Source organism: Ruegeria sp. CDSA141 (assembly GCF_059612005.1).
The window spans coordinates 708154-723730 of record NZ_JBXWPT010000001.1 but is presented as its reverse complement, the minus strand read 5'-3'; the positions used below and the strand labels follow the sequence as shown (position 1 = coordinate 723730).

The window sequence follows — 15577 nt, the reverse complement described above, 5'->3', positions numbered from 1 at the left end:
GACGATCACTTTTACAAGCTCAGTTTGTCGCGCATGAAGGCCAGCGCCACGCTGAGCCCATCCGGCGCGATACCGTGCCCCGTGCCTTTCATGACATGGGCATAGACCTCTTTGAAACCAGCAGCTTGCAAGGCTTCGGCCGCTTCCGGCAATGATTGAGGCGGGACAACGTCATCAGCGTCGCCATGCACCAGCAAGACAGGCATCTGGCTGACGGTTTCATCCGGCAGCAGATCGGGCTCCAGCAAACGGCCTGAAAAGGCTACAACCCCGGCCACGGGATCTTCCCGGCGTGGTGCGACATGCAGGCTCATCATCGTGCCCTGGCTGAAACCAAACAGAACAACCTGTTCGGGCAGCACATCTTCGTCCACCATCAGCGCGTCCAGAAAGGCGTTGAAGTCCTCGACAGCCATTTCCATACCACGGCGGGCCTCATCCTCGGAAGACCCATCGATCCAAGGGATCGGGAACCACTGATACCCATTGGGCATTCCGGGGATCTGCTCGGGCGCGTCCGGGGCCACGAACAATGTGTCAGGCAGATGCTCGCCCAGCGGATCGGCCAAACCCAGCAGATCGGCACCGTTTGCGCCATAGCCATGCACGAACACCACGACCGAGCGCGTGTCTCCCGAAACAGGCTCTTTCCGGAGCGCATTCAAAACCCGTGTCATCTGATCCCTTCTCTTTGTTTTGCAACCCGGTAATAGGCCCACAGCACCCGCGCCGCAACCGAACGCCAGGGAGACCAGGCCTCGGCCATTATGCGCAATTTCTTGTCTGTCGGACGGTCAGGCAGGTCATAGAGGATACGCGCTGCTTCTTGCAGGGCGAGATCACCGGGTGCGATGACGTCCGCACGACCCAGTGAAAACATGGCATAGATTTCGGCTGTCCAGACACCGATACCCGGAACTTGCGTCAATGTAGCGACGACATCTGCGTCAGTTGCATCGCGCAGTGCCTTATAGTCGATGCGTGCTTCGGCCAGAGCCCGTGCATATCTGATCTTCTGCCGGCTCAGGCCAACTGCCCGCAGTTCTTCATCCGTCGCCCACATGATCTTGCGCGGGCCGGTCAGCTTGGCATCCCGAAGCCGTTTCCAGATCGCATTTGCCGAAGCCACACTCACCTGCTGGCTGACAATTGCACTCAGCAATTGCGCAAACCCGTCAGGGCGGCGGCGCAGCGGCAACGGGCCGGTCTGATCCATCGCGTAGGCCATGCGCGGACAGGATTGGGCCAGCCATTCGGCCCCTTCCGCAACACAGTCCGGTGTTTCGATGATGCGGCCTACGGACATGCGGCCTCCCTGCTCTGCTATCTCGGGCACGTTAGGCGCATGTGACGCAGATGCAACCCGGTTGTGCCTCAAACACTTAGCCGATAACCATTCGCCCATGACCATGGTTTCAACCCTTCCGGACGACCGACGGGCCAAACGCAATGTGGCCGTGCTGGTGGCTGCCCAAGCCATACTGGGCGCGCAGATGCCCATGATGTTCATCGTTGGCGGACTTGCAGGTCAGTCGCTGGCCTCGAACCCCTGTTTGGCGACACTGCCGATATCCCTGATCGTTCTGGGATCGATGCTGGCGGCCACGCCGATCTCGGCCATCATGCAAAAATGGGGCCGTCGCGTCGGGTTTCTTGTTGGGGCAACCGCCGGCGCATTGGGCGGGCTGATCGGAGCCTATGGCCTGTTCCTTGGTTCCTTCCCCATCTTTCTTGTCGGCAGCCTGCTGACTGGTATCTACATGAGTGCGCACGGGTTCTACCGGTTTGCAGCAGCAGACACCGCGTCAGACGATTACCGCCCGAAGGCGATTTCATACGTCATGGCGGGCGGATTGGCGGCCGCCATCATCGGTCCACAGATCGTGAAGCTTACGTCTGAAGCTTACGTCATCCCTTTTCTGGGTACATATATGGCTGTAATCGGGATCAACGTTCTAGGCTCGGCCCTGTTCTTTTTTCTCGACATTCCCACGCCTGCGAAACCTGCGGCCGATGAACCCAAGGGGCGGTCACGGATCGAGCTGTTGAAAACGCCCCGCATTGCCGTCGCGATCGTCTGTGCCATGGTGTCTTATGCGCTGATGAATCTTGTCATGACCTCGACACCGCTTGCAGTTGTCGGTTGTGGGTTTTCGGCCAATGACGCGGCGGATATCGTGACAAGTCACGTGCTGGCAATGTATGTCCCCAGCTTCTTCACAGGGCACCTGATTGCCCGGTTTGGCGTTGAAAAGATCGTCGCTCTGGGCCTGACCATTCTTGCCGCATCAGGGGTGGTTGCGCTGCAAGGCGTTGAACTTGGAAACTTTTTTGTCGCCCTTGTTCTTTTGGGCATTGGTTGGAACTTTGGTTTCATCGGCGCTACCACAATGCTGGCCGCATCTCATGAACCGCAAGAGCGTGGTAGGATGCAGGGCCTCAATGACCTTCTGGTGTTTGGTGGTGTGACACTTGCATCGCTGGCCTCGGGCGGGTTGATGAACTGCTCAGGCGGCTCTGCAATCGAGGGGTGGAATGCTGTTAACCTCGCCATGATCCCTTTGCTGACTCTGGCAGGCGGTGCATTGTTGTGGCTGGTACTGCGCCCGGCCGACCCCGAACGCGTCTGATCACCAGCGCCCGCTGCCGACGGTCCACATCAGGGACAGTCGCTGACGCATTTCGCCTTGTTCAAGCGTTCCTGCCGCCACACGCTCGGGCTGGGCGATGGCCTGCTTCAGAACCCATTCCGCAAGCCAACCTGCATACAGCGCGGGACGCGCATCAGGCGCTATGTCGTCCCGGTTTGATCGCGCCTTGCGCAATCGGTCCAAAGCAGATTGTGCCAGTTGCTGAACGCCACCCGTCGTACCATCAAGCAAAGGAACGCGACCCCGCTTTTCTAGTTCGGGAATGGCGCGGAACCAATTTGCCACACCGACTCCGTACCCGAAATCGCGCAGCACGCTTTCCTCCGCCGCACCCAGCGCCTGAGCTGAGGCCACGAAAAGCGACCCGGAACTGTGATTGATATAAGCGTCAAAATGTTCCTGATCTTCAAACGGATCCCGATATATGTCCCAACGCCTTACAGCGACATATTCATCCAGAATACCTGCCAGATGCGGCGAGAGGACCCGGGACAGAGGCGTCACCACCTCATGCCTCCGAACTGCGGTGCCTTCTGCGATTTGCTGCAGCGCGTCGCGCCACCATTGCAACCGCATCTCGGCGATCATGGACTCTTGCGTCACCCAAGGCGCGCGGGCGACTTCAACATTCAGCGCATAGACCGGAAACAACACCGACCGGGCCGACACCGGAGCCGCCATCGTCGCGCGGAACCTGTCAGGATCAGCCCGCTGCACCAGTGCGGCGCAGGCTTTGACATCATCGTCAAAGACCACGCTCACTCGGCCGCTGCCTTTTGCGGATCACAATCACGGACCAATTTCCATTGGATCGCATCCAGCAGCGCCTCAAAGGACGCATCAACTATGTTCGCGCTTACGCCAACGGTCGACCAACGTCGCCCCTGACCATCTTCGCTGTCGATAATGACGCGTGTCACCGCCTCGGTGCCGCCCTGGGTGATACGGACCTTGAAATCGACAAGGCGCATGTCCGACAAAATCTGCGAGTATTGACCCAAATCCTTCGCCAACGCCTTGGCCAGCGCGTTCACAGGCCCCCTGTCGTTGCCAGACTCGTCCATGGATTCGCTGACCGACAGTTTCTTTTCACCATCCACTTTCACCACAACGACAGCCTCGGACAGGCTGACCATCTTGTTGTATTTGTTTTTCCGCCGCTCAACGGTGACCTTGTAGCGCTTGACCTCGAAGAATTCTGGCAGTTGCCCCAGTTCATCCCGTGCCAACAGTTCGAAACTGGCCTGTGCGGTGTCATAGGAATACCCATCCGCTTCACGGTCCTTGATCCGTTCAAGGATTCGGCCCAATGCGGGATCACCGGATTCAACGCTCAACCCTGCTTCGGTCAGGCGTTTGCGCAGGTTCGACTGACCAGCCTGGTTCGACATAGGAATGATGCGTTCATTGCCTATGCTCGCCGGGTCCACATGCTCGTAAGTCGATGGGTCCTTGAGAATCGCGCTGGCGTGCAACCCCGCTTTGTGCGCAAAAGCCGACGCGCCGACATAAGCCGCCTGCTTGCTGGGAACCCGGTTCAGGACGTCATCCAACATGCGGCTGATGCGGGTCAGCCCGGCCAGCGCCTCAGGGCTGACGCCGGTTTCAAACTGCGACGCATAGGGTTCCTTCAACAGCAATGTCGGAATCAGGGCCGTCAGGTTCGCGTTGCCACAGCGTTCACCCAGACCATTCAGCGTTCCCTGAATCTGCCGGGCACCTGCTTCGACGGCCGCCAGTGAACAGGCTACTGCATTCTCGGTATCGTTATGGGTGTGAATACCCAACCGTTCACCCGGCAGGCCTGCTGCGATCACCTCTGATACAATCCGCCCGACCTCGGACGGCAACGCGCCACCGTTGGTGTCGCACAGCACAACCCAACGCGCACCCGCCTCCAGTGCGGCCCGGCAAACTTCGGTCGCGTATTCCAGGTTGTCCTTGTACCCGTCAAAGAAATGTTCCGCATCGAACAGCGCCTCGCGCCCTTGCGCAACGATATGTGCCACCGAAGCACGAACGTTTTCCGTGTTCTCTTCAAGCGAAATACCAAGCGCATGGGTCACGTGATAGTCATGCGACTTGCCAACCAGACAGACGGCTTGCGTACCCGCATTCATCACGGCTGCCAAAACGTCGTCATTCTCGGCCGAGCGCCCCGCCCGCTTGGTCATGCCAAAGGCCGTCAACCGGGCCGAGGTCTTTGGCGCCGCTTCGAAAAACGCGCTGTCGGTGGGGTTGGCGCCGGGCCAGCCGCCTTCGATGTAATCCACCCCCAATGCGTCCAGCGCCTGTGCGATCTGTACTTTTTCAGCGGTCGAAAACTGCACGCCCTGCGTCTGCTGCCCGTCACGCAGGGTGGTGTCATAAAGATAGAGGCGTTCTCTGGTCATCAGACCTCCTCCAGCTTGGCCGCATCAAAGCCCGCGCCCGGCACCAGTTCGACACCTTCCTTGCTCATTCGAACCTCAAGCCCCGCCGCAAGATACGCCGCCTTCAGGCGATCGACCTCTGAGAAATCCTTGTTTTGCATTGCAGATGCGCGCGCCTTCGCCAAACGGTCCGCATGGCCGCTCAGGTCTATGGACGTCGTGTCCGCCCAACCTCCCATCTGAGGCAGCAGCAGGCCCAGCAATTGTGCGCTTGCCAACAATCCCGCGGCGTCACCATCTGACGCCAGACGGTAAAGCTCGGCCATGGCACCTGCTGTGTTCAGATCATCACTCAGCGCTGCGATCACTTCAGGTGCCGCGCTGGCGGCGGGTTCGATGCCTGATGTCAGCGCCCGCCACTTGCGCAGCGTCGCCTCTGCCTCACGGGCCTTCTTCTCGGTCCAGTCCATCGGCTTGCGATAATGCGTCTGCAGGAAAACGAACCGGATCACTTCGCCCGGAACGCCCTGCTCCAGCAGATCATGCACGGTAAAGAAATTGCCCAGAGATTTGGACATCTTCTTGCCTTCGACCTGCAACATCTCATTGTGCAGCCAGACCCGCGCGAATTCACCATGCGGATGCGCGCATTTGCTCTGCGCGATCTCGTTCTCGTGGTGCGGGAACATCAGGTCGTTTCCGCCACCGTGGATATCAAAACTCTCGCCCAACAACTCATAGCTCATGGCCGAGCATTCGATGTGCCACCCCGGACGTCCCCGCCCCCATGGGCTGTCCCAGCCCGGCAGTTCATCAGTCGACGGTTTCCACAGAACAAAATCCATCGGGTTCTTCTTGTAGGGCGCCACCTCGACCCGCGCGCCTGCGATCATGTCGTCCACCGAGCGCCCCGACAGTTTTCCGTAGCTCTCTTTCCAACTGTCGACAGCAAACAGAACATGGCCTTCGGCAGCATAGGCATGGCCCTTGGCGATCAGATCTTCGATCATTGCGATCATCTGAGCAATGTACTGGGTCGCGCGCGGCATCTCGGTTGGCTCCAACGTGCCCAAAGCACCCATATCATGCAGGTACCAGCCGATGGTTTCATCAGATCGTTCCTGCACCAACTGCTCGAGCGTTCCTTCGGCCCCGGCCTGCTTGCGCTTGAGGGCGGTCGCGTTGATTTTATCGTCCACGTCGGTGAAGTTGCGCACATAGGTCACGTGTTCTGCGCCGTAGACATGGCGCAACAGACGATAAAGAACGTCGAACACCACAACCGGGCGGGCGTTGCCCAGATGCGCGCGGTCATAGACCGTCGGACCACAGACATACATCCGCACGTTTTCAGGATCGATCGGTACGAAGTCTTCTTTCGTCCGCGTCTGCGTGTTGTGCAGCTTGATCGTCGTCATCGGTCGGGCTCCTAGGAAACAGCAAAGGCTTGCGCGTTGGCGCGGGCTTAGCAACTTGTCTCAGGGATGAAAACGAAAGAAACCGGCCCGCTTGATAAATCAGCAGGTAATGCAGCAGATAATGATGCAGGTCACCGGGTTCATGTCCCATCGGTTATCATGGCGTCACCCTCAAGCCAAGCATTGAGTTTACTCGAACGCTTCGGCACAGTGCCGGTCATGGATCGAAACTACGTCAATTCCATCTGCAAAGAACTCCCCGGAGCCGAGCTGTCGGACCCGTGGGGCGGCGGGCATGACGCCTGGAAAATCGGCGGCAAGATGTTTGCCTGTATCGGAATTGCAAATGACGGCGTGTCGGTCAAAACGCCCGACGTTGAAACGGCGCAGATGGTGATCGATGCTGGTGTCGGAATGAAAGCCCCCTATTTTCACCGTAGCTGGGTCCGCCTGCCGTTTGATGCCGAAACAGACGAGCTGCGCCATCGTTTGACGGTTTCATATGACCTCGTTCGCGCGTCGTTGACTAAAAAACTTCAGGCGACCTTGCCACCGCGAAGCTGATTGACAAACCGTTTCTGCTCTGCCCCATTCAGCGCAAGGCAACCAGGGGCGATGGTATGAAATTGTCTGAACGCATCACGCAGATCACCGGCGGCGGCAGCGACGGCTGGGACGTGTTTTACCGCGCCCGCCGGATGCTGAGCGAAGGACTAGCCGTAACCGAGCTGACAATCGGTGAACATGACACCCGAACCGACCCTTCGATTCTTCAGGCGATGGAGCTCTCGGCCCGCAACGGCCATACAGGTTACGCGATGGTGCCCGGCACAGACCTGCTGCGCGACACGGTTGCCGCACGGGTTCAGACCCGCACTGGTGTTCCGACCTCGCGGAAGAACGTTCTGATCACCCCCGGCGGGCAAGCCGCCCTGTTCGCGTCACATATGGCCGTGTGCGACCCCGGTGATGTGGGCCTGTTCCTCGACCCTTACTATGCCACCTATCCCGGAACAATTCGGGGCGTTGGCGCTGTTGCCCGCGCGGTTCAAACCACCGCTGAAGACGCTTTCCAGCCCAAAGCCGAGTGGATCGACGCTGCTGCTGAAGGCGCTGTTTCGCTGTTGATCAACACGCCGAACAATCCGACCGGTGTGGTCTATTCCCGTCAATCGCTGGAGGAGGTCGCCGATGTCTGCCAGCGGCGCGATCTCTGGCTGATTTCGGATGAGGTTTACGACACGCAGGTCTGGGACGGCGAACACATTTCTCCGCGTACGCTGTCCGGCATGGCAGAACGCACACTTGTGGTTGGATCCATGTCCAAGTCCCACGCCATGACCGGGTCGCGGTGTGGATGGGTCGTCGGCCCCGAAGAGGTCATCAGCCATCTGATCAACCTGGCCACCCACACCACCTACGGCGTTCCCGGGTTCGTGCAGGATGCCTCCAGTTATGCGCTGACCGCAGATGTTGAACTGGAAGAAAAGATCGCCGCCCCGTTCCGCCGTCGACGTGCCCTGGCAATGGATATACTGGCCTCGCAAAACACCGTAGGCCTCGTACCTACGCAGGGTGCCATGTATCTGATGCTGGATATCCGCGCGACCGGGTTGTCGGGGGACACGTTTGCCAACGCGCTGCTGAACGCACACAGAATTGCCGTCATGCCCGGCGAAAGCTTCGGCAAGGCTGCTACCGGGCACATACGGGTTGCCATGACCGTGGAGGATGAACGCTTTGCAGTGGCACTGAAAACGCTTTGTACTTTCGCGTCACAACTTGCGAGGAAGCACGCAGCAGAATAGACCGTTTGTCAGAAACGGAATGTTGTACGCAGATTGAAGACGTTGGAATCCAAGCCACCGGTGGATCGGGTAACATCATCGAAGTCTTGCCGCAGCGCTTCACCGCTGATGACAAAATTCTCACCAATCGGATAAGCAATGCCGATTCCGTAAACGGCGGCGGTATCGCTATCGACGGATGTTTCGGCCCGTGCCGCGCCAACGACCACATACCCCAGCGCACTGCCGAAATCGTACCCGCCACGCAGTTTCAAACGGGTCATGCTGTCCAGGCTTCCCTGAGACTGGTTTAGGTTCAGGGACAGGCGGTTGTATTCAAGTTCACCGCCAAGAACGAAATTCCCGAAGTCCTGATCATAGCCTACATGCGCCCCAAAAGAAGTGTCATCTCCGCTTGATCCCCCCGGTCCATCCGCATCCGCGTATCCAAAGCTGAGCCCTACGTAGCCACCCGTCCAATCCTCTGCCAAACCAGAGCTGGCGCTGACGATCAGAGCCGCAGCAATCAGGGCAGGAAGAGGTTTAAAAGTCTGGTTCAACGCAACTTCGCTCGGGCTTCAGATCATGTGTTAGGTTCAAAATTAACTGGGATCGCTTTTGTCGGAATTCAATTCCCTGCACGTAAAGCTCAAGGGTAAGTGAATGCAGTATAACAGATTTCAGTCATCGCGGGAGAAAATCTGTCTCAGAAATCCGTCAGAGTTTTGTTGGGCAGATATTTGCTGAAGTAAATTCCGTTGAGGTCGCAAACAGAACAGATTGCGTCGCCGTGTTTTGGAATTCTTGCGCCAAACGTTGAGAGGCGGAATGACGGACCACGACTGGAAAATCAGCCTGATCAGCCGCACCATTGGTGCGGACAGGGGGCGTGCAGCGAGAGGGCGGCCGTAAGCGGCCATTAGCCAGTTCCCCAAACATCTCTCAACGATCGGAAAAAGAAATGAACGACCAATCCCGCAACACCTCGCGCAGCGGCGGACGCGCAGCGCGTCGCGCGGCCCGTGCCACTGCATTGCCTGATCATCTGCGCCCCGTGCGCCCCGGTATGGAAGGCGGTGTTCTGAATGTCCTGACACAGGCACAGATAGAACGTATCCACGAGGCCGCCCTGACAGCACTTGAGACTATTGGTCTTGCCGACGCTCCGCAAAGCGGAATCGACTTTTTGGTCGGTGCAGGCTGTATTTTGGGTGATGATGGCCGCATCCGCTTTCCCCGTGCCCTTGTCGAAGACACGATCGCAAAAGCGAACCGCAAGGTTACGTTGTACAGCCGCGATGGAAAGACCGATCTGGAACTGGCAGGTACCAAAGTACATTACGGCACGGCTGGCGCCGCCGTTTCCATGGTCGACGTTCATGGTCGTGAATATCGCGATTCAACCGTGCAAGACCTGCATGATGCCGCACGCATCTGCCAGCAGCTTGACAATATTCACTTTGTTCAACGCCCCATGGTCTGTCGCGATATCGCCGACAACCTGGAAATGGACCTGAACACGATCTACGCAAGTTGTTCGGGAACGTTCAAACATATCGGCACGTCCTTCACGGAACCAAGCCACGTCGCCCCCGCGATGGAGATGATCTACATGATCGCGGGCGGCGAAGACAAATATCGCGAGCGCCCTTTTGTCTCGAACTCGAACTGCTTCGTCGTCCCGCCGATGAAATTCGCCACAGAAAGCTGTGAAGTGATGGAGGAGTGCATCAAGGCCGGTATGCCGGTGCTGTTGCTGTCAGCCGGGATGGCTGGTGCCACCGCGCCATCGACAATCGCCGGTGCAATCGCCCAGGCGACAGCGGAATGCCTTGCTGGTCTGGTTTATGTAAATGCCGTAAGCCCCGGTGCCCCCGCAATTTTTGGCACTTGGCCCTTTGGCCTTGATCTGCGAACTGGCGCAATGTCCATCGGTTCGGGTGAACAAGCCCTGTTGACGGCAGGTTGTGCCCAGATGCACCGTTTCTACGATTTGCCGGGAGGCGCAGCAGCCGGTGCATCAGATTCGAAGCTGCCTGACATGCAAGCCGGATGGGAACAGATGTGCTCGAACGTGATGGCGGGGTTGTCCGGGTTGAACATGGTTTATGAGGCCGCTGGTATGCACGCTTCTCTGCTGGGCTTCTGCTTCGAAAGCCTCATTCTCAGCGACGACCTGATCGGTCAGGCACAGCGCTGTGTGCGCGGGATCGAAGTGACGGATGAAACCTTGGCACTGGATCAGATCGCGTCCGTATGCATGGGGGGGCCTGGTCATTATCTGGGAACGGATGCAACCCTCAGCCGGATGCAGGCTGACTATGTCTATCCGACGTTTGGCGACCGCTCTTCTCCCAAGGAGTGGGTGGAGCTCGGCAAGCCGGATCTGGTTGAAAAGGCAACTGCCCGCAAGGAAGAGATACTGTCCACCCCGTCAGCGGCCCGGTTCGACCCGCTGCTTGACGCGGAGCTTCGGGAAAAGTTCAACATTCACTTGCCGATATAGCATCTGAAAAAGCGGCCCGATGAGTGTCGGGCCGCCCTTTCTTGTTTATCCGTTGCTGGGCGGAAGCAATCCTGCCTCTTGCGCAACGGCCACCTCATCAGCGTCCAGCGCCCCGTCGCCGTTTGCGTCCATCGCCGAGAACGTGTCGGCGTCAACGTCGGGCAACACGGCCTGGATTTCCTCGATGGTCAGAACGCCATCGCCATTGGCATCGGTTGTGGACTGCGCCGAGAGCACTCCCGGCAGGGTCAGAGCAGCGATGGAAATCCCAATCAAATACTGCGGTTTCATTTTGGTGCCTCCTGGATAGGTTGATTATGTCTTCGTCCGGACAGGCCCCAGAAACACCGCAACAGCCGCGCGCGTCACCCGTTTTGCGCGATCGGGAGGAAATCGCGCCAATCCTTGCGTGTTTGACCGAGTCGGAGTCGCGAAGCGCCGCCGGGCAAAACTCCGCCAGACCCTTTTCGGCGGGACATGCCCGAAAGGCATTGCCTGATCCGGCAAGACTGCGCTTATCCGAGCAGCTCGGCGCAAAAAAGAAAGGGGGCCGAAGCCCCCTGTCAGTTTCGCCATCCAGGCTCATTTCGTTGACCGCCCGGTATTTTTTTGCCTGCGGCCTGGACGTCGCATGGAACGAGCGCACCCGTTCCGTGAAAGAGTGGGAAGGAGCAAGTATTCCGCCCCACCCTGTTCCCGGCCAACACGGGCATGTCGGCCGAGTGGAGAAAGGTCAATTGGTAAGTTTTGTGTCCTTTCTCCGTGTTCGTCGGGGTCGGTTACCTAGGGCAGCGTCCGACCCCTACGCCCCGGGGTGCCGGGGCGTTGTTCTCAGCTACACCCGCTTGTCGCGCCGCAGGTGTTGCACTTCATGCAGGTGCCGTTGCGCACCAGCGTGTAGTTTCCGCATTCACCACAAGGGTCACCTTCATAACCCTGCATCTTGGCCTTTGTGCGGGCGTCCATGCTGGTGGCCACCGCCGTTTCGGCTGGCGGTTCTTCGAAAGCAGCTGCGGGTTCGGCCATGCCATTCAATTCAGCCTGGCCAGCATTGAACACAGCCAGATCCTGTGGCAAGCGCTTACGCAGATACCCAGTCGAGCTGATTTGTTTCAACACTTCCAAAGACTTGGACGCGGCACTTTCGCTGATTTCAGAGACGTTCGAGACACCCTCGTCTTCACCGCGACCCAGATCGTCAAAGGTAGCGCCCTCGGGTTTCACATGGGCCAGATCGGTGCGATCCAAGTAGGACACGGCCAGTTCGCGGAAGATGTAATCCAGGATCGACGTCGCATTCTTGATCGAATCGTTACCCTGCACCATCCCCGCCGGTTCGAACTTGGTGAACGTGAACGCATCCACGAACTCTTCCAGCGGCACGCCATATTGCAGGCCAACCGACACGGCGATGGCGAAGTTGTTCATCATCGCCCGGAAGCCAGCGCCTTCCTTGTGCATGTCGATGAAAATCTCGCCCAACTGACCGTCTTCGAACTCACCTGTGCGCAGGTACACCTTGTGGCCACCGACGATTGCCTTCTGGGTATAGCCCTTGCGGCGATGCGGCAGTTTCTCGCGATGGCTGCGGATGATCTCTTTGACCACAACCTTCTCGATCACCTTTTCTGCCAGGACGACGGCCTTTTCCTGCATCGAACCGCTTTCCAGCACTTCTGCCGCCTCGTCGTCATCCTCGACCAGTGCAGCCGCCAGCGGCTGCGACAGTTTCGAGCCGTCACGATAAAGCGCGTTGGCCTTCACACCCAACGACCAGCTGAGTTCATAGGCTTTCTGGCAGTCTTCGATGGTCGCGTCATTCGGCATGTTGATCGTTTTCGAGATCGCACCCGAGATGAAGCTCTGTGCCGCCGCCATCATGGTGATATGACTGCCAACTCCAAGGAAACGCTTGCCTTTCTTGCCACACGGATTGGCGCAATCGAAGATCGAGTAGTGCTCTTCCTTCAGATGCGGCGCACCTTCCAGTGTCATGGTTCCGCAAACGTGGTCATTGGCTGCCTCGATATCCGCACGGGTAAAGCCCAGATGCCGCAGCAGATCGAAGGTCGGATCGTTCAGTTTAGTCGCCGGGATGCCAAGAACGCCCGTGCAGAAATCTTCACCCAGTGTCCATTGGTTGAAGACGAACCGGATGTCGAAGGCGCTTTCCAATGCGGCGTCCACCTTTGCCAGTTCATTCGGGCCAAAGCCGTGACCGGTCAGCGAGGTATGGTTGATCCCCGGCGCGTTGCCGATGGTGCCGTGACCTACGGCATAGGATACGATCTCTTCGATCTGCGACGAGGAATAGCCCAGCTTTTCCAGCGCCGAAGGCACCGAGCGGTTGATGATCTTGAAGTAGCCGCCACCGGCCAGCTTCTTGAACTTCACCAGTGCAAAGTCAGGCTCAATCCCGGTGGTGTCGCAATCCATCACCAGACCAATGGTGCCGGTTGGAGCAATCACGGTGGCCTGCGCGTTGCGATAGCCGTTCTTCTCACCAAGGCTCAGCGCCTCATCCCAGGCTGACATGGCCAGATCGACCAGACGCTTGTCGGGGCAGTTGCCATGATCCAGTGGCACTGGCTTGACCGCCAGTTTCTCGTATCCGTCTGTCACGCCTTGCGCCGCACGGCGATGGTTGCGGATGACGCGCAGCATGTGGTCCGCGTTGCGCTCATAGCCTGTGAACGGGCCAAGCTCACCGGCAATCTCGGCCGAGGTCGCATAGGCCACGCCGGTCATGATCGCAGTCAGCGCGCCACAGATCGCCCGACCCTCGTCCGAGTCGTAGCTGTAGCCCATGTTCATCAGCAATCCGCCGATATTGGCATAGCCTAGACCCAAGGTGCGGAAGTCATAGGACAGTTGCGCAATTTCTTTCGACGGGAACTGCGCCATCGTCACCGAGATTTCCAGCGTCAGGGTCCACAGGCGTGAGGCATGCATATAGTCCGCTGCCTGGAACTCTCCATCCTTGAGGAAGGTCAGCAGGTTCATCGACGCCAGATTACAGGCCGTGTCGTCAAGGAACATGTATTCCGAGCACGGGTTCGAGCCTCGGATCTCACCATCTTCGGGGCATGTGTGCCATTCGTTGACCGTGTCGTGGAACTGGATGCCCGGATCAGCACAAGCCCATGCGGCGTGACCAACCTTTTCCCAAAGATCGCGCGCCTTGACGGTCTTTGCGACTTTGCCATCGGTGCGGTTGATCAGCTGCCAGTCCGCGTCTTTCTCGACAGCAGTCAGGAACGCGTTGGTCACGCGGATCGAGTTGTTCGAGTTCTGGCCCGAGACCGAGCTGTAAGCGTCCGAATCCCAGTCTGTATCATAAGTCGGGAACTCGATGCTGTCGTGGCCCTGCTTGGCGTAATCCAGAACGCGTTTGACATAAGTCTCCGGGATCGCGACCTTTTTTGCCTCTCGAACGGCCGTTTTCAACGCGTCGTTCTTTTTCGGATCGTAGGCATCTTCCTGCGCGCCGTCCCACGTGCGGATAGCCTCGAAAAGGCCGTTCAGCATCTTCTCGTGCATCTTCGATCCGGCAACGATCGAGGCTACCTTCTGCTCTTCAATCACCTTCCATTCGATGAATTTCTCGATGTCAGGGTGATCTGCATCGACGATCACCATCTTTGCTGCCCGACGGGTTGTCCCGCCTGATTTGATCGCGCCAGCGGCGCGGTCGCCGATCTTGAGAAAGCCCATCAGCCCCGAAGACTTACCGCCACCCGACAGCGCCTCTCCTTCTGCACGCAGATGGCTGAAGTTGGTCCCGGTGCCCGAGCCGTATTTGAACAGGCGCGCCTCGCGCACCCACAGATCCATGATGCCGCCTTCGTTAACCAGGTCGTCATCAACCGACTGGATGAAGCAGGCATGCGGCTGCGGATGTTCATAGGCCGATTTCGACTTGGTCAGCTTGCCGGTCTTGTAGTCGACATAGTGGTGCCCCTGCGCCGGTCCGTCGATGCCGTAGGCCCAGTGCAGGCCAGTGTTGAACCATTGCGGAGAGTTCGGTGCCGCGCGCTGGGTCGCCAGCATATAGCGCATCTCGTCAAAATAGGCGCGCGCGTCTTCCTCGGTCGAGAAATAGCCGCCCTTCCAGCCCCAATAGGCCCAGGCACCGGCCAGACGGTCGAACACTTGCTTCGACGATGTTTCTCCTTCGAACTCTGCGCCCTCAGCCGGAACCGAGCGCCACAGAAATTCGGGAACATCTTTTTCTTTCACTTTCTTGAGCTTGGTGGGCACCCCCGCCTTGCGGAAGTATTTCTGCGCAATTACATCGCTTGCGACCTGCGACCAGCTGGAAGGGACTTCGACGTCATCCAGCCGAAAAACAATTGTACCGTCCGGATTTCGGATTTCAGACGTTGCGGACACAAAATTCAGTTCCGCATAGGCGTCCTGATCCGATTTGGTGAATTTTCTTTCAATCTTCATGTCCGCAGCCCTGGTTAATACAGCTCAATTTCCGATTCCCGACACCAAATCTTGTGTTGCAGGGTGTCGCCCACAACGCCCTGAGAAGCGTGCAAAAAGGTACTGTTCGCTGCCTGAGACAGCGTAAAGCCGCTAGTGCGACCGCACGTAAATCGCTTGTGCTTATCCGACCCTCGCCCGCTGCCTTTTCCGGTTTAAACACCAGATATTGTGGCACTCTCGTTGGCTCATACAATTTGACGTATGTTCCCATAGTAGGTCAACGCCCTTTTTCGGTCATTTTTGAAATCTTTTATATTGACCTGACCGTTGTGTAAGCCCGTCTGCGAGCGGGCGGCGATTCCTCCACAGCTTCATCCACGGCAAATTTCCGCCGGCGCTTGGAAGTCTC

Annotated in this window: 12 protein-coding genes; 4 read left to right on the top strand and 8 right to left on the bottom strand. The window is 58.1% G+C overall.

Going from position 1 to position 15577, the window contains the following annotated elements:
- Window positions 1-11: 11 nt before the first annotated feature.
- Both AC2FLP_RS03625 and AC2FLP_RS03620 read right to left on the bottom strand, forming a co-directional pair.
- Window positions 12-677 carry an alpha/beta hydrolase gene (locus AC2FLP_RS03625; RefSeq protein ID WP_496680676.1) on the bottom strand — a complete coding sequence of 222 codons (666 nt, stop codon included), beginning with the start codon at window positions 675-677 and terminating at the stop codon, window positions 12-14.
- The gene (locus tag AC2FLP_RS03620; RefSeq protein ID WP_299893608.1) at window positions 674-1306 is read right to left on the bottom strand and encodes a DNA-3-methyladenine glycosylase family protein; all 633 of its coding nucleotides are present in this window, start codon (window positions 1304-1306) and stop codon (window positions 674-676) included. The genes AC2FLP_RS03625 and AC2FLP_RS03620 overlap by 4 nt, the downstream gene beginning before the upstream one ends.
- Before the next feature lie 97 nt (window positions 1307-1403).
- Between AC2FLP_RS03620 and AC2FLP_RS03615 the strand changes: the two genes are divergently transcribed.
- Complete coding sequence (locus AC2FLP_RS03615) at window positions 1404-2630, top strand: MFS transporter (RefSeq protein WP_496680678.1); 1227 nt, start codon at window positions 1404-1406, stop codon at window positions 2628-2630.
- Here AC2FLP_RS03615 and AC2FLP_RS03610 read toward each other — a convergent pair whose 3' ends face one another.
- The 3 genes from AC2FLP_RS03610 to cysS are packed head-to-tail and all read right to left on the bottom strand — an operon-like array spanning window position 2631 to window position 6441.
- Window positions 2631-3407, bottom strand: a complete 777-nt coding sequence (locus AC2FLP_RS03610; RefSeq protein WP_299895679.1) for a squalene/phytoene synthase family protein — start codon at window positions 3405-3407, stop codon at window positions 2631-2633.
- Window positions 3408-3409: 2 nt separating this feature from the next.
- Window positions 3410-5044 carry a citramalate synthase gene (gene cimA / locus AC2FLP_RS03605; protein WP_496680680.1) on the bottom strand — a complete coding sequence of 545 codons (1635 nt, stop codon included), beginning with the start codon at window positions 5042-5044 and terminating at the stop codon, window positions 3410-3412.
- On the bottom strand, window positions 5044-6441 hold the full coding sequence (cysS, locus tag AC2FLP_RS03600; RefSeq protein ID WP_496680682.1) for a cysteine--tRNA ligase: 1398 nt from the start codon (window positions 6439-6441) through the stop codon (window positions 5044-5046). Before cysS ends, cimA begins: the two co-directional genes overlap by 1 nt.
- Window positions 6442-6507: 66 nt before the next feature.
- Here cysS and AC2FLP_RS03595 point away from each other — a divergent pair, with 66 nt between their 5' ends.
- Entirely contained in the window at window positions 6508-7005 is a 498-nt protein-coding gene (locus AC2FLP_RS03595; protein WP_496680684.1) for an MmcQ/YjbR family DNA-binding protein, read from the top strand.
- A gap of 56 nt (window positions 7006-7061) precedes the next feature.
- Window positions 7062-8249: a pyridoxal phosphate-dependent aminotransferase gene (locus AC2FLP_RS03590; protein WP_496680686.1), complete on the top strand. Its 1188-nt coding sequence runs from the start codon at window positions 7062-7064 to the stop codon at window positions 8247-8249.
- A gap of 8 nt (window positions 8250-8257) precedes the next feature.
- Here the strand turns inward: AC2FLP_RS03590 and AC2FLP_RS03585 are convergent, their stop codons facing one another.
- On the bottom strand, window positions 8258-8788 hold the full coding sequence (locus AC2FLP_RS03585; RefSeq protein WP_299893618.1) for an outer membrane protein: 531 nt from the start codon (window positions 8786-8788) through the stop codon (window positions 8258-8260).
- 401 nt (window positions 8789-9189) lie between these two features.
- Here AC2FLP_RS03585 and AC2FLP_RS03580 point away from each other — a divergent pair, with 401 nt between their 5' ends.
- Window positions 9190-10734 (top strand): trimethylamine methyltransferase family protein, encoded by a 1545-nt coding sequence (locus AC2FLP_RS03580; protein WP_496680689.1) that lies wholly within the window; start codon window positions 9190-9192, stop codon window positions 10732-10734.
- 45 nt (window positions 10735-10779) lie between these two features.
- Here AC2FLP_RS03580 and AC2FLP_RS03575 read toward each other — a convergent pair whose 3' ends face one another.
- Both AC2FLP_RS03575 and AC2FLP_RS03570 read right to left on the bottom strand, forming a co-directional pair.
- Complete coding sequence (locus AC2FLP_RS03575) at window positions 10780-11025, bottom strand: EF-hand domain-containing protein (protein ID WP_496680691.1); 246 nt, start codon at window positions 11023-11025, stop codon at window positions 10780-10782.
- A gap of 540 nt (window positions 11026-11565) precedes the next feature.
- A complete protein-coding gene (locus AC2FLP_RS03570) occupies window positions 11566-15186 on the bottom strand; it encodes a vitamin B12-dependent ribonucleotide reductase (protein ID WP_496680693.1) in 3621 nt (1206 codons plus the stop codon).
- Window positions 15187-15577 lie beyond the last annotated feature (391 nt).